The organism is Roseivivax sp. (assembly GCF_054552075.1).
The window spans coordinates 107,502-125,845 of the sequence record NZ_JBTOLZ010000004.1 but is presented as its reverse complement, the minus strand read 5'-3'; the positions used below and the strand labels follow the sequence as shown (position 1 = coordinate 125,845).

General features: G+C 70.2%; 18 protein-coding genes. 8 read left to right on the top strand and 10 right to left on the bottom strand.

Going from position 1 to position 18,344, the window contains the following annotated elements; all coding sequences use genetic code 11:
- Positions 1-9: 9 nt before the first annotated feature.
- Entirely contained in the window at positions 10-819 is an 810-nt protein-coding gene (mazG, locus tag ACX938_RS04540) for a nucleoside triphosphate pyrophosphohydrolase (RefSeq protein WP_459430152.1), read from the bottom strand.
- 65 nt (positions 820-884) lie between these two features.
- Here mazG and ACX938_RS04535 point away from each other — a divergent pair, with 65 nt between their 5' ends.
- The 3 genes from ACX938_RS04535 (at position 885) to ACX938_RS04525 (ending at position 3,719) form a co-directional block, all read left to right on the top strand.
- On the top strand, positions 885-2,051 hold the full coding sequence (locus ACX938_RS04535; RefSeq protein ID WP_459430151.1) for a M20 aminoacylase family protein: 1,167 nt from the start codon (positions 885-887) through the stop codon (positions 2,049-2,051).
- A 239-nt stretch (positions 2,052-2,290) separates the two neighbouring features.
- On the top strand, positions 2,291-3,259 hold the full coding sequence (gene speB / locus ACX938_RS04530; RefSeq protein ID WP_459430150.1) for an agmatinase: 969 nt from the start codon (positions 2,291-2,293) through the stop codon (positions 3,257-3,259).
- Positions 3,260-3,299: 40 nt separating this feature from the next.
- A complete protein-coding gene (locus tag ACX938_RS04525) occupies positions 3,300-3,719 on the top strand; it encodes a DUF1499 domain-containing protein (RefSeq protein ID WP_459430149.1) in 420 nt (139 codons plus the stop codon).
- On the opposite strand, the gene ACX938_RS04520 is transcribed toward ACX938_RS04525, so the two are convergent.
- Positions 3,661-3,954 (bottom strand): hypothetical protein, encoded by a 294-nt coding sequence (locus ACX938_RS04520; protein ID WP_232752747.1) that lies wholly within the window; start codon positions 3,952-3,954, stop codon positions 3,661-3,663. The two genes, ACX938_RS04525 and ACX938_RS04520, sit on opposite strands and share 59 nt — an antisense overlap.
- 127 nt (positions 3,955-4,081) lie before the next feature.
- Here ACX938_RS04520 and prfA point away from each other — a divergent pair, with 127 nt between their 5' ends.
- The 3 genes from prfA to ACX938_RS04505 all read left to right on the top strand — a co-directional run bounded on the left by prfA (position 4,082) and on the right by ACX938_RS04505 (position 6,936).
- Entirely contained in the window at positions 4,082-5,131 is a 1,050-nt protein-coding gene (gene prfA, locus ACX938_RS04515; RefSeq protein ID WP_459430148.1) for a peptide chain release factor 1, read from the top strand.
- Positions 5,128-5,964 (top strand): peptide chain release factor N(5)-glutamine methyltransferase, encoded by an 837-nt coding sequence (gene prmC, locus ACX938_RS04510; RefSeq protein ID WP_459430147.1) that lies wholly within the window; start codon positions 5,128-5,130, stop codon positions 5,962-5,964. Before prfA ends, prmC begins: the two co-directional genes overlap by 4 nt.
- A 252-nt stretch (positions 5,965-6,216) precedes the next feature.
- A complete protein-coding gene (locus ACX938_RS04505; protein ID WP_459430146.1) occupies positions 6,217-6,936 on the top strand; it encodes a DUF4167 domain-containing protein in 720 nt (239 codons plus the stop codon).
- 296 nt (positions 6,937-7,232) lie between these two features.
- Here the strand turns inward: ACX938_RS04505 and rsmA are convergent, their stop codons facing one another.
- The 6 genes from rsmA to ACX938_RS04475 are packed head-to-tail and all read right to left on the bottom strand — an operon-like array spanning position 7,233 to position 14,634.
- Positions 7,233-8,084, bottom strand: coding sequence for a 16S rRNA (adenine(1518)-N(6)/adenine(1519)-N(6))-dimethyltransferase RsmA (gene rsmA / locus ACX938_RS04500; protein ID WP_459430145.1), 852 nt, complete (start codon positions 8,082-8,084; stop codon positions 7,233-7,235).
- A complete protein-coding gene (gene pdxA, locus ACX938_RS04495) occupies positions 8,081-9,052 on the bottom strand; it encodes a 4-hydroxythreonine-4-phosphate dehydrogenase PdxA (RefSeq protein ID WP_459430144.1) in 972 nt (323 codons plus the stop codon). The genes rsmA and pdxA overlap by 4 nt, the downstream gene beginning before the upstream one ends.
- Positions 9,049-10,281 carry a peptidylprolyl isomerase gene (locus ACX938_RS04490; RefSeq protein ID WP_459430143.1) on the bottom strand — a complete coding sequence of 411 codons (1,233 nt, stop codon included), beginning with the start codon at positions 10,279-10,281 and terminating at the stop codon, positions 9,049-9,051. Before ACX938_RS04490 ends, pdxA begins: the two co-directional genes overlap by 4 nt.
- Positions 10,266-12,422, bottom strand: coding sequence for an LPS-assembly protein LptD (locus ACX938_RS04485; RefSeq protein ID WP_459430142.1), 2,157 nt, complete (start codon positions 12,420-12,422; stop codon positions 10,266-10,268). The genes ACX938_RS04490 and ACX938_RS04485 overlap by 16 nt, the downstream gene beginning before the upstream one ends.
- Positions 12,422-13,519 carry an LPS export ABC transporter permease LptG gene (gene lptG / locus ACX938_RS04480; RefSeq protein ID WP_459430141.1) on the bottom strand — a complete coding sequence of 366 codons (1,098 nt, stop codon included), beginning with the start codon at positions 13,517-13,519 and terminating at the stop codon, positions 12,422-12,424. Before lptG ends, ACX938_RS04485 begins: the two co-directional genes overlap by 1 nt.
- Positions 13,516-14,634, bottom strand: coding sequence for an LptF/LptG family permease (locus tag ACX938_RS04475; RefSeq protein WP_255702825.1), 1,119 nt, complete (start codon positions 14,632-14,634; stop codon positions 13,516-13,518). The genes lptG and ACX938_RS04475 overlap by 4 nt, the downstream gene beginning before the upstream one ends.
- A 207-nt stretch (positions 14,635-14,841) precedes the next feature.
- Here ACX938_RS04475 and ACX938_RS04470 point away from each other — a divergent pair, with 207 nt between their 5' ends.
- Together ACX938_RS04470 and ACX938_RS04465 are read left to right on the top strand one after the other, a co-directional pair.
- Positions 14,842-16,308 carry a leucyl aminopeptidase gene (locus ACX938_RS04470; protein WP_459430140.1) on the top strand — a complete coding sequence of 489 codons (1,467 nt, stop codon included), beginning with the start codon at positions 14,842-14,844 and terminating at the stop codon, positions 16,306-16,308.
- 5 nt (positions 16,309-16,313) lie between these two features.
- A complete protein-coding gene (locus tag ACX938_RS04465) occupies positions 16,314-16,772 on the top strand; it encodes a DNA polymerase III subunit chi (RefSeq protein WP_459430139.1) in 459 nt (152 codons plus the stop codon).
- A 281-nt stretch (positions 16,773-17,053) separates the two neighbouring features.
- Here ACX938_RS04465 and ACX938_RS04460 read toward each other — a convergent pair whose 3' ends face one another.
- Positions 17,054-17,635 (bottom strand): retropepsin-like aspartic protease family protein, encoded by a 582-nt coding sequence (locus tag ACX938_RS04460; protein WP_459430138.1) that lies wholly within the window; start codon positions 17,633-17,635, stop codon positions 17,054-17,056.
- Between the two features lie 40 nt (positions 17,636-17,675).
- The gene (locus tag ACX938_RS04455) at positions 17,676-18,308 is read right to left on the bottom strand and encodes a MarC family protein (protein WP_459430137.1); all 633 of its coding nucleotides are present in this window, start codon (positions 18,306-18,308) and stop codon (positions 17,676-17,678) included.
- Positions 18,309-18,344: the final 36 nt, after the last annotated feature.

The window sequence follows — 18,344 nt, the reverse complement described above, 5'->3', positions numbered from 1 at the left end:
AGGCAAGCCCTACCGCGCCGCCTTCTCCCGCAGCTTGGCCGCGTCCCAGAGCGCGTCCATCTCCGCCAGGTCGCTCTCGGCGGGGCTCTTGCCGCGCGCCCGCAGCCCGGCCTCGACCGCGCCGAAGCGGCGCTCGAACTTGGCGTTGGCCGCGCGCAGCGCCGCCTCCGGGTCGATCTTCAGGTGCCGGGCGAGATTGGCCATGACGAACATCAGGTCGCCGAACTCCTCCTCGCGGTGGGCGGCATCCTCGGCCTCGCGCAGCTCCTGGGCCTCCTCGATCATCTTGTCGATGACCTCCTCGGTCGAGGGCCAGTCGAAGCCCACCCGCGCCGCGCGGTTCTGCAGCTTCACCGCGCGGGTCAGGGCCGGCAGCCCGCGGGCCACGCCCTCGAGCACCCCGGTCTCGGCGCGCGCCGCGCGTTCGGCGGCCTTCACCGCCTCCCAGTCGCGGGTCTGCTGCTCGGCGCTCTTCGCGTTCGATTCCGCCCCGAAGACATGCGGATGCCGCGCCACCATCTTGTCGGCGATGCCATTGGCCACGTCGTCGAAGTCGAAGAGCCCGCGGTCCTGGGCAATCTGGGCGTGGAAGACCGACTGGAAGAGCAGATCGCCGAGCTCGCCCTTGAGGTCGCCCCAATCGGCGCGCTCGATGGCATCGGCGACCTCATAGGCCTCCTCGATGGTATAGGGCGCGATCGTGTCGAAGTCCTGCTCGACGTCCCAGGGGCAGCCCGCCTCGGGGTCGCGCAGGGCGGCCATGATGGCCAGGAGCCGCGGCATCCCGCCCTCGGGGTTGTGGATCAGCGCGTCGTCCATTGTGCTCGGCCTCCGGATCGGGTTCTGTGCCGAGGCATGGCCCAAGCCCGAGAAGGAGTCCAGCAATGCCCCCCGTGAACCGGATCGCCGAGTTCGCCGCCGAGATGGCGGAATGGCGCCACCATCTGCATGCCAATCCCGAGCTCTCGCTCGACTGCCACGAGACCGGCGCCTTCGTCGCCGAGAAGCTGCGCGGCTTCGGCCTCGACGAGGTGCACGAGGGCATCGCGCGCACCGGCGTCGTGGGGCTGATCCGGGGGCAGGGCGCGGGGCCGGTGACCGGGCTCCGGGCCGACATGGACGCCCTGCCGATGACCGAGGAGACCGGCGCGCCGCATGCCTCCAAGGTGCCGGGGCGGATGCATGCCTGCGGGCACGACGGCCATACCGCCATGCTCCTGGGCGCGGCGCGCTACCTCGCCGAGACGCGCAACTTCGCGGGCACCGTGGCGGTGATCTTCCAGCCGGCCGAGGAATCCGGCGGCGGCGGCGGCATCATGGTCGAAGAGGGCATCATGGAGCGCTTCGGCATCGAGGAGGTCTATGCCATCCACACCGACCCCGCGAACCCCGAGGGGCGCTTCTCGACGCGCTCCGGGCCGATCATGGCGGCGGTGGACGATTTCACCATCACGCTCAAGGGGCAGGGCGGCCACGCGGCGCGCCCGCATGGCACCCGCGACCCGATCCCCGCGGCCATGGGGCTGGGCCTGCAGATGCAGACCATCGCGGCGCGCAACACCGACCCGATGAAACAGCTGGTGGTCTCGATCACCCAGATCCATTCAGGCTCGGCCTGGAACGTGATCCCCGACAGCGCGATGATCGCGGGCACCGTGCGCAGCTTCGACCCCGAGGTGCGCGACATGGCCGAGCGGCGCATCCGCGCGCTGGCCGAGGCGGCGGCGGCGGGCGGCGACCTCGAGGTCGAGATCGACTACGACCGCTCCTATCCGCCGACGGTGAACCACGCCGACCAGACCGCCTTCGCCGCGAGGATCGCCGCCGAGGTGGCCGGCGACGCGGGCGTCGACGAGGACACGCCGCCGGTCATGGGGGCCGAGGATTTCTCCTACATGCTGGAGGCGCGCCCGGGGGCCTACGTCAAGCTCGGCCAGGGCGTCGGGCCGGGCGTGCACAACGCCAAGTTCGACTTCAACGACGCCGTGGCGCCGCTCGGGGCCTCGTTCTTCGTGAAGCTGATCGAAACCCGCCACGGCCGCGCGGCCTGAGAGCTGCCGAAGCGGCGCGCCGCCATGCGCGTCGCTTGGCAAAAGGCCCCGCGACGCCGCAATTTGCGCCCAACGCCCGGCCCGCAGACCCCCCGCCCGCTGCATGATCGGGCCAAAAATACCTCTCGGGGGAGCGCGAGGGGGCAGACAGCCCCATCGCTCCCGTCCCCGCCACCAGGCCGACCCGTCGGCACAACAGACCGAAGAGCCCAAACCCAGCCCCGACAGGAGCCCCGCCCATGGCCCTCGAAGACGCCAAGACCCAGATCGACCACGCCTTCACCCGCGAGGGCGCGCGCGGGCTCTCCTACGAGAACGCCTTCGCGGGCGCGACAAGCTTCCTGCGCCGGCGCTACACCAAGGACCTCGCGGGCGTGGACCTTGCCGTGACCGGCATGCCCTTCGACCAGGCGGTGACCAACCGCCCCGGCTGCCGCTTCGGGCCGCGGGCGATCCGCGAGGCCTCGACGCTGCAGCCCTATGACCCGCCCTACGGCTGGGACGGCTTCGACCCGCTCTCGGAGTTCGCCATCGCGGACTACGGCGACATGGCCTTCGACTACGCCAAGACCGCCGAGGTGCCGGCCACGGCCGAGGCCCATATCGGCGCGATTCTCGACCAGGGGGCGGCGGCGCTGACCCTCGGGGGTGACCATTTCCTGACCCTGCCGATCCTGCGCGCCCATGTGGCGCGGCACGGGCCCCTCGCGCTGGTGCAGTTCGACGCCCATTCCGACAGCTGGGTCGACGACGACCCCGAGCGGATCGACCATGGCACCTTCGTCTACAAGGCGGTGAAGGAAGGGCTCATCAAGCCCGAGAACTCCGTCGCCGTGGGCATCCGCACCACCAATCCCGACACCCTCGGCGTCGAGGTGCTGGATGCGCGCTTCGTGCACGAAGAGGGCCCCGCCGCCACCGCCCGGCGCATCCGCGAGATCGTCGGCGAGACCCCGGCCTATCTGACCTTCGACATCGATTGCCTGGATCCGGCCTTCGCGCCGGGCACCGGCACGCCGGTCTGGGGCGGGCTCAGCTCGGGGCAGGCGGCGATCTGTCTGCGGGATCTTGCCGGTCTGCCGCTTGTCGGCGGCGATGTGGTTGAGGTCTCGCCGCCCTACGATACCACAGGGGCGACCGCGGTGGCGGGCGCGCATGTCGCGATGGAGATCATTTGCCTCTGGGGCTGGACCCGCAGGGGCCGCTGATGCGTTCGGCGGTGGTAAAAGCCAAGGAGGCAAGCGGAACGTGCTGAAATATATCCTTATTCTCCTGGTGCTCCTGGCGATCGGCGGGGCGGCCTTCATCCGTTTCGCACCCTCCGACCCGGCGGTCTGGCATGTCGATCCGCAGGTCAGCGCCGACCAGGACCTTGCTTCCGGCGTGCGCCGCCGCATCCCCGGCGGCGAAGAGGCCATGGCCACGCTCGACCGGATCATCCTGTCGACGCCGCGCACCGAGCTTCTGGCCGGCAGCGTCGAGGACGGCCGCATCACCTATGTCACCCGCTCGAAGTGGATGGGCTTTCCCGATTACACCACGCTCGAGCTCGACGGCGAGGTGATCGAGCTTTACGCCCGGCTGCGCTTCGGTCAGGCGGACCTCGGGGTCAACCGTGCGCGGGTCGAGGGCTGGCTTCAGGAGCTGCGGGCGCAGGAGGCGGGCTGACCCGGCTCGACAGGCAGCCCTCGTGGAGCTCGCGCCACATCGGGTTGTTGAGCGACATCTGGCACTGCGCGGTGAAGCTGCGGCCGTCGACGCTGAGGCAGATGACCTCGCCCAGCTCGACCCGGTCGCCCTGGCTGTCGGTGCAGTAGCAGGGGATCGCCCGACCGCCGGGAACCGGCACATCGGCGAGGGCAGGGCCGCCGAGGGCGGCGATCATCAAGGCCCGACGGAACATCCCTCAAGCCTGCGGCCAAGCGGGGTTTCGATCAAGTCTTTCGTCGTGCCGGGCCTTCGCGCAGCATCCTTTCGCCGGGCGCGCGGGCGGGCTTGACCCCGCCGGGCCGATGGGCAACCACCGCTGCATGATTCCGGAAGAACGCCTGTCCCAGATCACCGAACGGTTCGAATATCTCGAGGCCCGCATGGCGGAGGGATCGGGGGATATCGCGGCGCTCGGGCGCGAATACGCCGAGCTGAAGCCGGTGGTCGACGTGATCGCAGAGTGGCGCGCGCTCGAGGCGGGCATCGCCGAGGCCCGGGCGCTGACCGAGGACCCCGAGATGCGCGAGCTGGCCGAGGCGGAGCTGGCCGAGCTGACCGGGAAGCGCCCCGGGGTCGAGGAGGCGCTGCAGATCGCGCTTCTGCCCAAGGATGCCGCCGACGCGCGGCCCGCGGTCCTCGAGATCCGCCCCGGCACCGGCGGCGAGGAGGCGGCGCTTTTCGCGGGTGACCTTCTGCGCATGTATCAGCGCTACGCCGAGGCGCGCGGCTGGCGCTTCGAGCTGATCGAGGAACAGCTGACCGAGCTCGGCGGCGTGAAGGAGGTCGTCGCGCGGATCGAGGGCGCCGAGGTCTTCGCCCGGCTGAAGTTCGAATCCGGCGTGCACCGGGTCCAGCGCGTGCCCGCGACCGAATCCGGCGGCCGCATCCACACCTCGGCCGCCACCGTCGCGGTGCTGCCCGAGGCCGCCGAGGTCGACATCGAGATCGACCCGAACGAGATCCGCGTCGACACCATGCGGGCCTCCGGCGCGGGCGGCCAGCACGTCAACACCACCGACAGCGCGGTGCGGATCACCCATGTGCCCACCGGCATCGTGGTGACCTCCTCGGAGAAGTCCCAGCACCGCAACCGCGAGATCGCCATGCAGGTGCTGCGCACCCGGCTCTTCGACGCTGAGCGGCAGAAGGCGGCCTCGGAACGCTCGGACCTGCGGCGCGCGCAGGTGGGCTCGGGCGACCGCTCCGAGCGCATCCGCACCTACAACTTCCCGCAAGGGAGGCTGACTGACCACCGCATCAACCTCACGCTCTACAAGCTCGACCAGGTCATGGCGGGCGACCTCGACGAGGTGACCGATGCGCTGATCCAGGACGCCCAGGCGACGCTCCTGGCCGAGATGGGCGGATGAAGGGCTCCGAGCTTCTCGCCGAGGGCACCGCCACGCTGACCGGCGCGGGCGTGCCCGACGGGGGCCGCGACGCCCGGCGGCTCCTGGCGCATGTGCTGCGGGTGCCGCCGGCGCGGCTGACGCTGTTTCTGCCCGAAGAGGTCGACCCGGACCTGACGGTGATCTTCCGGGTGCTGATCGAACGCCGCTGCGAGCGCATCCCGATCTCGCATCTGATCGGGCGGCGGCTGTTCTACGGCCGCGAGTTCCTGGTGAGCCGCGACGTGCTTGATCCGCGCCCCGAGACCGAGACCCTGATCGAGGCGGCGCTGTCCGAGCCGGTGAGCCGGTTCCTCGACCTCGGCACCGGCTCGGGCTGCATCGCACTGACGCTCGCCGCCGAGCTGCCGAATGCCACGGGCATCGCCACCGACCTGTCGCACAAGGCGCTCGACGTGGCCTTCTGGAACCGCAATTCGCTGGGGCTGACCGACCGGGTGGCCTTCCTCGAGGGCTCCTGGTTCGTGCCGCTCGCACGCGGGCAGCGCTTCGACCTGATCGTCTCGAACCCGCCCTACATCGCCTATGACGAGATGGCCGGGCTGACCCGCGAGGTGCGCGATCACGAACCGCGCATGGCGCTGACCGACGAGGCCGACGGGCTCAACGCCTACCGCCAGATCGGCGCGAGCGCGGGGCGGCACCTGACGCCGGGCGGGCGGCTTCTCCTCGAGACCGGGCCGACCCAGGCCGAGGCGGTCAGCGCCATCCTGCGGACCGCGGGCCTGGGCGAGGTGAGCGTGATCCGCGACCTCGACGGCCGCGACCGGGTGGTCTCGGCGCGGCGCACCTGAGGCGCAAAACCCGCGGAAATCCGCGTTTGCCGCCCTGCAAGAGCCCTCTTGCGCCGCAAAACACCGCTTTTTTGGCGATTGCCCCTTGTTTAATCGCACCTTGCGTGTTTACTCATAGACACCGGGAGTTGGCTCGGACGGTTGTTCCGTCGTGCCCGGTATCAAGCCAGACAAAATGGTGATCCAGTGCAGCGGGCACACCTGTCCCGCAGGGATCACTGGCCACAGTCAGAGACAGGACTGACCTGAGTTATGAGATCATCGAAATCACGGTCCCGGTCGAAGAACAATCGTAACCGGAACGCGATGGGGAACGTCGTCAACCGGGTGTTCGACTCCAGCGGCCCCGACGGCAAGGTGCGCGGCACGCCGCAGCAGATCATCGACAAATACAACCTGCTGGCCCGCGACGCGCAGCTCGCCAACGACCGCGTGGCGACCGAGAACTTCCAGCAGCACGCCGAACACTACCAGCGGCTCCTGAGCGAGGCGCAGCGCGAGCAGGAACAGCGCCGCGAGCAGCAGGAACGCGAGAACCGCGAACGCCAGTCGCAGCGCGACCGCGAACGCGCCGAGCGCGACGGCGACGACCAGAAGTCCGGCGACGAGCAGGACGACGGCAATGCCAACTCCGGCAGTGACACCCGCGCCCAGGACGGCCAGTCCGGCGGCGGCAAGGGCGGCAACGGCAACGACGGCCAGAATGCTTCGGGCGGGCAGCCGCGCAAGAAGCGCGCGAAGTCCTCGGGCGGCGGCGGCCAGGGCGGCCAGGCCGAGAAATCCGGCACCCGCGAGGGCGGCGAGGGCGAAGGCTTCGCCGAGGTCGTGGACTTCAACAACTCGGACGGCGACTCCAACCTCGTGGAGACCCCCGAGAACGCCGAGAAACCCAAGCGCAAGCCGCGCAAGAAACCCGCGGCCGAGCAGCCCGCGGAAGGCTCCGAACAGGCCACCGCCTCGGGCGGCGACTGAGCGCAGGGCTTGCCTTTAGAGACGAGAGAAGCCGGCCCGGGGTGGCCGGCTTTTTCGTGTTTGAGGGGCGTGGGGGCGTAGGGTGGCGGCGTCGCCGGTTGGCCGCGTAACCAAGTGTCTGCGGTGATGCTGCGGGTAGCTCTCCTGTAGGAAGCACGCGCTTACAGGAGACGTGGGCGCGGCTCTGAGAGGCCGGCCCCCGGCTCTCACCGACTTCCAATTTCAATGGCAAGCTAGACGGCGTGAATGTGGGCGATCCACGCCCGCGAGGCGCTATCCCCGCGCCGCGCGTCCCGCTACCCCTGCCGCGCAGCCTTCACGGCGCGGGCCAGCGCGCAGAACTGTTCCAGAGACACCTGCTCGGCGCGCTCGGTGGGCACAATGCCCGCCGTCTCCAACAGGCCCTCCAGCTCCGGGTGCAGCCCCTTCAGGCTCGCCCGCAGCATCTTGCGGCGCTGGTTGAAGGCCTTGGCCACGACCTCTTCCAGCACCTTGGCATTGGCGGGAAAGCGCGGCTCGGGCAGGGCGGTCAGATGCACCACCGCGGAAGACACCTTGGGCGGCGGCGTGAAGGCCCCCGGCGGCAGGGTCATCACGATCCGCGCCTCGGCCCGCCACTGCGCCAGGATCGCCAGCCGCCCGTAGGTCTTGGAGCCGGGCTGCGCCACGATGCGCTCGGCGACCTCCTTCTGGAACATCAGCGTCAGGCTGTCCCAGAAGGGCGGCCAGTCGGCGGGCGTCAGCCAGCGCACCAAAAGCTCGGTGCCGACGTTGTAGGGCAGGTTCGCCGCCACCGCGATCGGCGGGGTGAGATGGGCCAGCGGGTCGACCTCGAGCGCGTCGCCCTCGATCACCTCGAGCCGGTCGGGATAGGCCGCGCCGATCTCGGCCAGGGCGGGCAGGCAGCGGCGGTCCTTCTCGATGGCCAGCACCCGGCGCGCGCCCTCGGCCAGGAGCCCGCGCGTCAGCCCGCCGGGGCCCGGGCCGACCTCCAGCACGTCCTTTTGGCTGAGGTCCCCCGCCGCCCGCGCGATCCGCGCGGTCAGGTTCAGGTCCAGAAGGAAGTTCTGGCCCAGTGACTTCCGCGCGCGCAGCTCGTGGGCCGCGATGACCTCGCGCAGGGGCGGCAGCCCGTCGATCCCGCTCATGCCCGCGCTCCGGCCATGCGCCAGGCCAGGCGCAGCGCCTCGATAGTCGAACCGGGATTGGCGCTGCCGCTGCCGGCGATGTCGAAGGCGGTGCCGTGATCGGGCGAGGTGCGCACGAAGGGCAGGCCGAGGGTGACGTTCACCCCCCGGTCGAAATCCAGCGTCTTGATCGGGATCAGCGCCTGGTCGTGATACATGGTCACCGCCACGTCGTAGCGCGCCCGGGCGGCCTCGTGGAACATCGTATCCGCCGAGAGCGGCCCCGCGATGTCGAAGCCCTCGGCGCGCAGCTTCTCGAGCACCGGGGCGATCACCTCGATCTCCTCGCGGCCCATCTTGCCGCCTTCGCCCGCGTGGGGGTTGAGCCCGGCCACGGCGATGCGCGGCGCGGCGATGCCGAAGTCGCGGATCAGCCCGGCGCGGGTGATGCGCAGGCGCGCCTCCAGAAGCTCGGCGGTCAGCGCGCGCGGCACCTCCGACAGCGCGATATGGATGGTCGCGGGCACCACGCGCAGCCGCTCCGAGGCGAGCATCATCACCACCTCCGAGACCTCGGCCAGGTGGCCCAGGAACTCGGTATGGCCGGGGAAGGCGAAGCCCGCGCCCTCGGCCAGGGCCTGCTTGTGAATCGGCAGCGTGCAGAGCCCCCCGGCCTTGCCCGAAGAGACCAGCGACACCGCCCGCTCGATCGCCGCGATGACGCCGCGCGCCTGGGCCGCGTCGGGGCGTCCGGGCACCCGCGGGCCCGCCATGCGTTCGGGCAGGACCGGCAGCCCGCGCGCGGCGGCGGCGGGCGCCTCCTGCGGCTGGGTGATCTCGACCACCGGGGTGCCCTCGGGCAGATGCGCCGGATCGCCGATCAGGAAGAAGGGCAACTCGTCCTTCAGCGCCGCCCAGGCCTTGGGTGCCAGTTCGGGGCCGATGCCCGCGGGCTCGCCGCAGGTCAGCGCGATGGGGGCCGGGCTCATTGGGTGACGATGTAGGCGTCGGCCTTGAGCTGGGCCAGATAGCCCTCGGAGAGCGCGTCGAGCCGGCGGTTGCGGATGCCCATGGCCAGGTCCTCGCGGTCGGCGTCCTGGTTCACCTCCTGGGTGCGCCCGCAGAGCATCAGCACCATGAGGTTGCCCGAGCGCGTCAGCGCGGTGGAGACCTCGCCGGGATCGAGCTTCGAGAGCTCCAGCGCCACGTCGGTCGGCAGGTCGCCCGGAGCCGCGCTTTCGCGGTCGAGCCGCGAGGCCGGCTGGCCCTTGGCGATGCCGTAGAGGTCGTCGCAGCGGTCGGTCTGGGTGGCGATCACCCGCGCCCGGGCCAGGTTCTCGGGCGTGCGCCCGCCGGGCAGGTAGTAGGCGGCATATTCGATGGCGGCATATTCCGGCGCGTCATAGCCCGTCTCCTCGATGCCGCGCAGCTGGAAAAGCGCGATGGCATTGGGGATCGGCAACGGGTCGGAGACCTCGCCGGGGGCGAGGCCCAGGACGATCGGGCGCAGCTGCGGCGGCAGCTCCGAGAGGTCCTGCCAGGGCAGGCGGCCGCCCGACTGCCGCGTCGCGGTGGCCGAGAACTGCCGCGCGAAGGCCGAGAACTCGCCCTCGGACTGCGACTGCGCGATGCGGTTGGCGCGGGCGCGCACGGCGGCGCGCTCCTGCGGGGGGGCAGGCATGATGATCTCGGAGAGCAGCACCCGCACGTTGGAGCCGGTGCCGCCGCTGCCGAGCGCGCGCTCGACCTCGTCGGCCGAGACATTGGCCCGGCCCGCGAAGCGCTGCCGCACCACCTGCCGCCAGGCCACGCCGGCGCGCACGAAGTCGCGGAAGGTTTCCTCGGCCACGCCGTCCTGCGCCAGCGCCTGGATGAATTCCTCGCGGCTGAGGTTGGCGCGGCTGGCGAACTCGTCCATGCCCTCGACGATCTCTTCTTCCGACGGGGTCAGCCCCAGGCGGGCCGCCGCCTCGATCCGCAGCCGGTCGTTGATCAGCGCCTCGCGCGCCTGTTCCTCGGGGTCGCCCGGCGCGCTCAGCACCTCGAGCATCCGCGCCCGCTGCTGGATCTCGTAGTTGGTGATGACCGCGTCATTGACCCGGATCGCCGGGGCAAAGAGGTTCTGCGCCTCCGCCGTGCCGCCGGGCAGCGTCAGGGCTGCGGCCAGAAGCGCGGCGCCGAGCGCGGGTTTCAACGTGGTCTTCAGAAGGTCGAGCATGTGCGGCGGTACTCCTTGGCGCTGCCGCCCGTGCTGAAGCCTTTCAGCGAGACGGTCAGGCCGAAATCTGTGGACGGTTCGAGGTTAGTGGATGAGGCGAAGCGGCGCGAGACCGAAAACTCGGCCAGCACGCATTCGTTCTGCCAGGTCACGCCCAGCCCGGCGCGGTCGGACCGGTTGTCGCCGAGGTCGTAGCGCCAGTAGCCGTCGGCCGACCAGTCGGGCGTGAATTCATAGGCCCCGTCGAGGGTCCATTCGGACTGCGTCTCGTCGCGGTCCTCGGCGGGATCGGCCTTCAGGAGCAGGTAGGAGGCGCCCAGCTCGAAGCGCCGGGTCTCCCAGTCGACGCGGGCCTCGGCCTTGGAGAAATCCGCGGCATCAAGGTCCAGAAGCCCGCGGCCCGAGACCTGGAAGCCAAGCGCGGAGGCGAAATGCGTGGCGATCAGGATGTCGGAATCGGTCTCGCTCAGGCCCGAGGACTTGGTGAAGGCGGGGTCGCGCTCCTCGCGCCAGACCTGGCCCATGGTCAGGCCCGCGCTCCAGCCCAGCGGGTCGCTGTGGCGCCAGCGGATGCCCGCGACGCCGACCACCCCGCGTTCGCGCCGGTCGGGCGCCGGGAAGCGCGAGATCGACAGGAGGTTGCCCTCGTCAAACTCCTGCCGGGTGCTCTCGTCGGCGGCGGTGGTGGGCCGTTCGCCGCCCGACCAGGCGATCTGCGCGAGCGGTTCGATCAGCGTCCGCGCCCCCGAGGCGCCGCGCCGGACCCAGGGCCAGCGCAGCTCGGCCGAGGCGGCAGGCGTCAGCACCGAGGCCTCGGGCTCAGAGGTGTCGTCCTGGGCGATGCGGATGCGGTCGCCCGAGACCTGGCCCACAAGCCCCAGCCGCAGCCCGCCGGGCAGCGTGTAGCGGTCCCGCCAGGAGACCGTTGCGGAAAGCTGGCTGACGTCGCGCCCGTCGACCACGCTGTCGGCGTCCGAGCCGTCGAAGGGCTGGTCCGAGGGGCGGAAATGCGCGTGGGAATCCACGCTCAGCCGCAGCTCGCCGCCGATGGCCGCCGGGAAATAGCGCCGCTCGTAGGTGAAATCGAGGATCGCCGAGGGCCGGGTCTCGGTGGTGTCCTCGTCGCGCAGCGTCTCGTAGAAGCTCACCGCCGAGGAGAAGGCACTGTCGCGCTTGTAGCGGGTGATCTCGGCGAAGTTCTTCAGCCGGTCGCTCGAGGAAAAGCCGTAGACGTCGAGATAGGCCGCGTCGCTGGTGGTCTCGATGCCGAAGTCGAGGACGAAGTCGCGCGGCAGGTCGAAATTGCCGGAGACGAAGGCATAGGCCCGGAGGTCCTCGACCAGGCTGTCGCTGCTGACCGCGCTGTCGATCTGGATGTCGCCATTGGTGAAGGCGCGGCGGTAGCGCATCTCGAGGGTGCGCCCCTCGGTCGAGAGATAAGGCGTGAGCGTCACGTCCTGATGCGGCCCGAGCGGGATGAAATAAGGCAGCTTGATCCCGAAGCCCAGAAGCGTCGAGGTGCGGACCTGCGGCGGCAGGAAGCCGCGCGCGCGCTTCAGGGTCGGATCGGGGATGCGCAGCCGCGGGAAGTAGAAGACCGGCACGTCGAGCACGCGGAAGGTGGCGTTCTCGAAGTAGATCTGCCGCGCCTCCTGGTCGTGCACCACCCGGCCGGCGCGGATCTGCCAGAGCGGTTTCTCGTTCTTGCCGCAGACCTGGCAGGAGGTCACCGCGACCTTCGACAGTTCGGTGTAGCGCCCGCCGACGCGCCGGGCCTCGACCGCCGCAAGCTGCAGCTGTTCGTCGAGCACGATGCGCGCCCCGGCGAGGATGCCGTTGCGGAAGCCCTCGTCCAGCGAGGCCGAACTGGCCGTTAGCACGTCGCCATTGGCCTCGGTGATGCGGATCGGGCCTTCGATCGACAGGGTGCCCGCGCCGTCGTCGTAGACCACCCGGCTCGCGGTCAGGCGGCGGCCGTCGTAGACCGCCTCGACGTTGCCCTCGGCGACAAGGACGTCCTCGCTTTCGACATAGACCATATCGGCCACAAGCAGCGCCGGTGGCGTGGTGCCGCCGGCCTCCTGGGCGGAGGCGGAGAGAGGCCAGACCAGGGCCGCGAGAAGACAGAGAAGGCGCCGCATCAGCCGTCTTCCTTCTGCAAAAGCAGCCCGAGCGCAAGCAGAAGGGAGGCCGCGGGCGGCACCCAGGCGGCCACGAGCGGTCCAAGCTGGCCGCTTTCCCCGAGGATCTGCGCGAAGTTCCGCACGTAGAAGAGCCCGAAGCCGATCAGCACCGCCGACATGACAGCGATGCCGGTTCTTGCGAGGCGCGCGTGCTCCATGGTGAAGGCGGCGCCGACGAGGACCAGCGCCACCAGGAAGATCGGGCGGGCCAGCTCCATCTGCAGCCAGACCGCGTGCCGCCTGGCCGAGAAGCCCGAGCGTTCGAGGTCGGCGATGAAGGTCGGCAGCGCCCAGATCGAGATCGCCGAGGGCTGGCCGAAGCGGTCGCGGATGCGGTCTCGGGTCAGGGTCGAGGGGATCTCCATCTGCGAGAGCTTTTCGGCATTGGCCTCGGAGTTGATCTCGGGGCCAAGCGGCCAGGCCTTCACGTCGCGCAGCCGCCAGGCGCCCTCGGCCAGCTCCGCCTCGCCCGCGAGCAGCCGCCGGGTCGGGCCGACGCCGCTTTGGTAGCGCAGGAAGGAGACGTCGTAGAGCAGCGTCGCATCGGCGTTCGAGCGCGCCGCGCGGATCACCGTCTGGCCGCTCTCGTCGCCCTGGCGCAGCCAGAGCCCGTCGGCGCCGATCGAGATCACGCTTTGCCGCCCGTCCTCGTAAAGCTCGCGCAGCTCGCTGAAGCGCTGGGTGCTGGCCGCGACGATCGGGTTGAAGACCGCGACCGAGACCATACCGACCATGAGCGCCACCAGCGCCGGGCCCGCCAGCGCGCTCATGCCCGAGCGGCCCGTGGCCCGCGTCACCACCAGCTCGGAGGAGCGCGCCAACGCCAGGAACAGCGCCACCGAGGACAGGATCATCACCAGCGGCATCATCTCGTACAGAGAGGCCGGCGCGTTCAGGAGCGTCAGATGCGCGAGGCCGCCGAAGGAGACGTTGTCATCGTCGAAGCGGCGGATCTGTTCCACGAAATCAAGAACATAGACGAAGGCCGCCACGCCGCCGAGGATCGACAGGAAGGTCACGAGGAAGCGCCGCGCGAAGTAGAGATGCAGCATCATGCCGGCGCCTCCTGGCCCTGGGCCGCCCCGCGTTTCGGCCGTCGCGGCCGCGCGGCGAGATGCAGGAGCCCGGCCGCGATGCCGAGGCCCACGATGCTGGGCAGGAAGATCAGCCCGGTGCTGGCCATGCTGACCTCGGCGGCGCCCGCCACGGCGGTTTCGAGGAAATAGACCAGCACCACCAGCCCGACCGCCAGGAACATCTGCCGCCCGACGCCGAAGCGCGAGAACTCGCCGGTCAGCAGCGCCGCGAAGCCGATGGAGGCGCCCACCAGCGCCAGGAGCGGCTGCTGCACCCGCGAGAAGAGCGCCACCAGAAGCTCCGCCGGGCGTTCGCGGGTGCGCTCCATCACGCCGGTGAAATCGGCGAGGATCTCCCAGCTCGGGGTGGATTCGAGCTTCTGTTTCCCGAGCCCCGATTCCTCGATCAGGCTCGAGACCGAATAGGTCAGATCGGCAAAGGTGGTGGTCGAGAGCCGGTTGGTCTGAAGCTCCAGCGTCTGCGCCAGACCGCTCAGCATCACCAGGTTGGCCTCGTCGGCGCCGTCCCCCACCACGAAGGCGCGTTCGGCGGTATAGGTGACCTCGCGGCCCGGCTGGCGGCGGTCGGTCAGGAAGACGTCGCGCAGCTCGCCGTCCTCGGTGATCTCGCGGATGTAGAAGGTCACATCCGAGGCGGGGCTGAGAAAGACCCCCTCGCGCAGGAGCCGCGCCGAGGCGGCGTTGGAAATCTCGGCCTCGCGCAGGCGCAGCTGCTCGAGCGACTGCGGCACCAGCACATGCGCGAGGATCAGCATCATCGCGGCGACCAGCCCGCCGAAGGCCAGGACCGGCCGCGCCAGACGCCAGGGCGAATAGCCGGTGGCCTGCATGACCGTCAGCTCGGAATCGCCGATCAGCCGCTGGGTGAAGTAAAGCGCCGAGACGAAGGCCGCGAGCGGCAGCACCCGCACGATGGTCGTGGGCAGCGAGAGCGCGGTGAACTCCAGCACGATGCCGACCGAATGGCCGTCCGAGACCAGCTGCTCGAACAGGATCACGGCCTGATTGACCCAGTAGACCGAGACCAGGACGAGCGCGAAGAAGCCGAAAAGCACCATGAGGCGCGACAGCATGTACCTGTCGAATTTGGCCACCGATCCCCCCAGACCGACCGTCAGTTCCGCGCGACCCTAGCCCATCGGGAAGGGCCGGGAAAGGTGCCTCTGGTCAAGCCTTGCCTGCCTCGCTACCTCTGGGACAACCCGCGGCGCCCGCGGCTCCTTCAGGGGGGCTCCGGTGACGCCCGAGATGACATTCTGAGAGTTGCGAAGGAGACAGGCATGACCGATTTGCGCGCGATCACGGTGACGGCGACGGACCTCGAGGCGCTGAAGGAGGCCGAGGGCCGCGTCGCGGTCTGCGTCACGCCCGAGGGCAAGCTGAGCCCCGGCGCGCGGCGGCTCAACCGCCTCAGCAAGGGCGCTCTGGCCCGCGCCGTGGAGAGCGCGGGCTTCGAGAAGGCCAAGACCGGCGATGTGATGAGCCTCGCCTGGCCCGCCGGCATGGCGGCCGAGGCCATCGATGTCGTGAAACTGCCGCGCCGCCCCTCGGTCGCCGAGGCGCGCAAGGCCGGGGCCGCGCTGGCCAAGGTCTCCACCAAGCCTTCGCTGGTCCTGGCCGAATCCCTGACCCGCCCCGAGGACCTGGCCGCGGGCCTGGCGCTGCGGGCCTATGGTTTCACCGACCACAAGACCGAGAAGGGCGAGGCCCCGGGCGCGGTGACGCTCATGGTCTCCAAGCCCGATGAGGTGGGCCCGCGGGTCGAGACCGCGCTGGCGGTGGCCGAGGGCGTGGTCTTCACCCGCGACCTGGTCTCCGAGCCCGCCAACGTGCTGACCACCACCGAGTTCGCCACCCGCCTCGAGGCGCTGCGTGATCTCGGCGTCGAGGTCGAGGTGATCGAGGAGGACCGCATGGCCGAGCTGGGCATGGGCGCCTATCTCTCGGTCAGCCAGGGCTCCGAGAGCCCGGCGAAATTCGTCATCATGCGCTGGAAGGGCGGCGAGGCCGATGCCGCGCCGCTGGCGCTGGTCGGCAAGGGCGTGGTCTTCGACACCGGCGGCATCTCGCTGAAGCCCGCCGCGGGCATGGAGGACATGACCATGGACATGGGCGGCGCGGGCACCGTCGCGGGCGTGATGAAGGCGCTCGCCCGGCGCAAGGCGCGGGCCAATGTCACCGGCCTCGTCGGTATCGTCGAGAACATGCCCGACGGCCGCGCCTCGCGCCCCGGCGACATCGTGCGCAGCATGAAGGGCGAGACCATCGAGATCATCAACACCGACGCCGAGGGCCGGCTCGTCCTGGCCGATGTGCTCTGGTACGCGCAGGAATACGAGAAGCCCGCCGCGATGATCGACCTCGCCACGCTGACCGGCGCCTGCATCATCGCGCTCGGCCATGAGAACGCCGCCTATTTCGCCAATGACGAGGACCTCTCGGGCGCCTTCTCCAAGGCCGCCGCGGCGGAGGGCGAGGGCGTCTGGCGGCTGCCCTTCGGCCCGGGCTACGCCGAGCAGATCAAGACCCCGCTCGCGGACATCAAGAACACCGGCGGGCGCGCCGCGGGCACGATCACCGCCGCGGAGTTCCTCAAGGTCTTCGTCAAGGAAGAGACGCCCTGGATCCACATCGACATCGCCGGCATGGCCAAGACCGCCAAGGAGACGCCGCTGGCGCCGAAAGGCGCCTCGGGCTGGGGCGTCATGGCGCTGAACCGGCTGGTCGCGGACCGCTACGAGGGCTGAGCACCATGGGCGCGGCCTATTTCTACCACCTGACCCGCCGCCCGCTCGAGGAGACATTGCCCATGCTCCTCGGCAAGGCGCGCGGGGCGGGCTGGCGGGTCGCGGTCCGGGGCCGGGACGCCGCGCGGCTCGACTGGCTCGACCAGCGGCTCTGGCTCGGCGAGGCGGAGGAGTTCCTGCCGCACGGCCGAGCCGGGGGCAAGGCCGACGCGCGCCAGCCGATCCTTCTGACCGAGGCCCGCGCCGCGCCCAATGAGCCGCAATGCGTCATGGCGATCGACGGCGCCGAGGTGGGCCCCGAGGAGGTCACGGCGCTGGAGCGGGTCTGCGTGCTGTTCGACGGCACCGATCCCGCCGCGGTGCAGGCCGCGCGGGTGCAGTGGAAGGCGCTGACCGACGCGGGCTGCGCGGCGCAATATTGGTCCGAGGAAAGCGGCCGCTGGGAGAAGAAGGCGGAGCGCTAGGGGGTGCTGCGGGGCGTGGCAGGACTTTTTCCAAAAGTCCTGGTGCGGATCTTCACGAAGATCCTTTGGCCCGGAGCCCCGGACTTTTGCCAAAAGTCCGACCGGGATCTTCCGCGAAGATCCGTCCGCGCCAAACCCAACACCCCGCGCACCCCGGGACTTTTCTCAAATGTCCCACTCGGATCTTCCGCGAAGATCCGACTTCGCCACCCCCGACAACCCATGCACCACAGGGACTTTTCCTAAAAGTCCCACCCGGATCTTCCGTGAAGATCCGCGCCTCAGCGCTCCAGGATCAGCTCGTCGCCCGCGATCTCCAGCCGCCCGAAGCGCTGCAGGTAGCTCATCCCCAGGAGCGATTGCTCCAGCGCGCCCTCGGTCACATAGGCCGGCACGTTTTGATCCTCGAAGGGCCCGAGCGCGACGCTGTCGAGCGTCACCCGCGCGGTCCGGACCGAGCCGTTCGCCGTCTCGGCGACGCCGGTATAGGCCAGCTCCTCGGGCGCGAAGCCCAGCCGCGCCGCGTCGCGCTGCCCCAGAACCGTGCCGCTTGCCCCGGTGTCGACCAGGAAGGAGACCGGCGTGCCGTTCACCTCCAGCCGCGCGTGGTAATGGCCGTCGGCCTGGCGCGGCAGAACGATGCGCGCCTCCTCGGCCAGGTAGCTCTGCTGCGGGCGCACCGTGCCGCGGATGTCGTCCCAGAGGCCGATCACCGCGATGGCGCCGAGGAAGATGAAGACCCAGGCCGCCAGCGCCTTGACCTTGGTGCCGAGATTGGCGCGGTCCTGCACGAAGAACCAGAAGACCAGCACCGCGCCCAGAAGCGCGAGATAGGCGAATTGTCCGTAATCCATGGCGTCCATGGCCCTGAGATAGGCACGGGGGCCGGGATTGGAAAGATGCTCAGCCGGGCGGCGTGCCGAAGCCGAAGGCCAGGAGCCCGTCGGCCACGAATTGCACCGAGAGCGCAGCGAGGAGAAGGCCGAGAAGCCGGGTGACCACGGTGATGCCGATCTTGCCGAGCACGCGCTCGATGAAGCCCGAGGTCAGCAGCAGCACCAGCGCGATGGCCAGGACGCCGAACATCACCGCGAAGACCGTGGCCAGTTCGGCGGGATCGCCCGCGCGGCTCACCAGGAGGATCACCGAGGTGATCGCGCCGGGGCCCGCGAGAAGCGGGATCGCCATGGGGAAGACCGAGGGGTCGGGCACGTCGTCCTCGGCTTCCTCGGCCTTGTCCTCGCGGCGCTTGGTGCGGCGCTCGAAGAGCATGTCGAGCGCGGTCAGGAACAGCAGGAGGCCGCCTGCGATGCGGAAGGCGGGCATGGTGATGCCGACGAAGCCCAGGACCGCCTCGCCCGCGACCGCGAAAAGACAGAGGATCGCCGCGGCGATCATGCAGGAGCGCAGCGCGATGGCGCGCCGCCGTGCCGGGCTCATGCCGCGGGTCAGCGCGATGAAGACCGGCGTGGTGCCGATCGGGTCGATCACCACGAAAAGCGTCGTGAAGGCGGAGATGAGAAGCGCGAGGTCCATGCCTTCGCGCTTAAGGGGCGCGGCGGCATGGGGCAA

Bases quoted from the DNA above. Each gene is read 5' to 3' on its own strand.
- ACX938_RS04460 (WP_459430138.1), bottom strand. From the start codon at position 17,635: ATGGACGCCATGGATTACGGACAATTCGCCTATCTCGCGCTTCTGGGC.
- rsmA (WP_459430145.1), bottom strand. From the start codon at position 8,084: ATGAGCGGGATCGACGGGCTGCCGCCCCTGCGCGAGGTCATCGCGGCC.
- ACX938_RS04505 (WP_459430146.1), top strand. From the start codon at position 6,217: ATGAGATCATCGAAATCACGGTCCCGGTCGAAGAACAATCGTAACCGG.
- mazG (WP_459430152.1), bottom strand. From the start codon at position 819: ATGGACGACGCGCTGATCCACAACCCCGAGGGCGGGATGCCGCGGCTC.
- ACX938_RS04485 (WP_459430142.1), bottom strand. From the start codon at position 12,422: ATGCGGCGCCTTCTCTGTCTTCTCGCGGCCCTGGTCTGGCCTCTCTCC.
- speB (WP_459430150.1), top strand. From the start codon at position 2,291: ATGGCCCTCGAAGACGCCAAGACCCAGATCGACCACGCCTTCACCCGC.
- prmC (WP_459430147.1), top strand. From the start codon at position 5,128: ATGAAGGGCTCCGAGCTTCTCGCCGAGGGCACCGCCACGCTGACCGGC.
- pdxA (WP_459430144.1), bottom strand. From the start codon at position 9,052: ATGAGCCCGGCCCCCATCGCGCTGACCTGCGGCGAGCCCGCGGGCATC.
- ACX938_RS04475 (WP_255702825.1), bottom strand. From the start codon at position 14,634: ATGCTGTCGCGCCTCATGGTGCTTTTCGGCTTCTTCGCGCTCGTCCTG.
- ACX938_RS04490 (WP_459430143.1), bottom strand. From the start codon at position 10,281: ATGCTCGACCTTCTGAAGACCACGTTGAAACCCGCGCTCGGCGCCGCG.
- ACX938_RS04520 (WP_232752747.1), bottom strand. From the start codon at position 3,954: ATGTTCCGTCGGGCCTTGATGATCGCCGCCCTCGGCGGCCCTGCCCTC.
- ACX938_RS04470 (WP_459430140.1), top strand. From the start codon at position 14,842: ATGACCGATTTGCGCGCGATCACGGTGACGGCGACGGACCTCGAGGCG.
- ACX938_RS04465 (WP_459430139.1), top strand. From the start codon at position 16,314: ATGGGCGCGGCCTATTTCTACCACCTGACCCGCCGCCCGCTCGAGGAG.
- prfA (WP_459430148.1), top strand. From the start codon at position 4,082: ATGATTCCGGAAGAACGCCTGTCCCAGATCACCGAACGGTTCGAATAT.
- ACX938_RS04535 (WP_459430151.1), top strand. From the start codon at position 885: ATGCCCCCCGTGAACCGGATCGCCGAGTTCGCCGCCGAGATGGCGGAA.
- lptG (WP_459430141.1), bottom strand. From the start codon at position 13,519: ATGATGCTGCATCTCTACTTCGCGCGGCGCTTCCTCGTGACCTTCCTG.
- ACX938_RS04455 (WP_459430137.1), bottom strand. From the start codon at position 18,308: ATGGACCTCGCGCTTCTCATCTCCGCCTTCACGACGCTTTTCGTGGTG.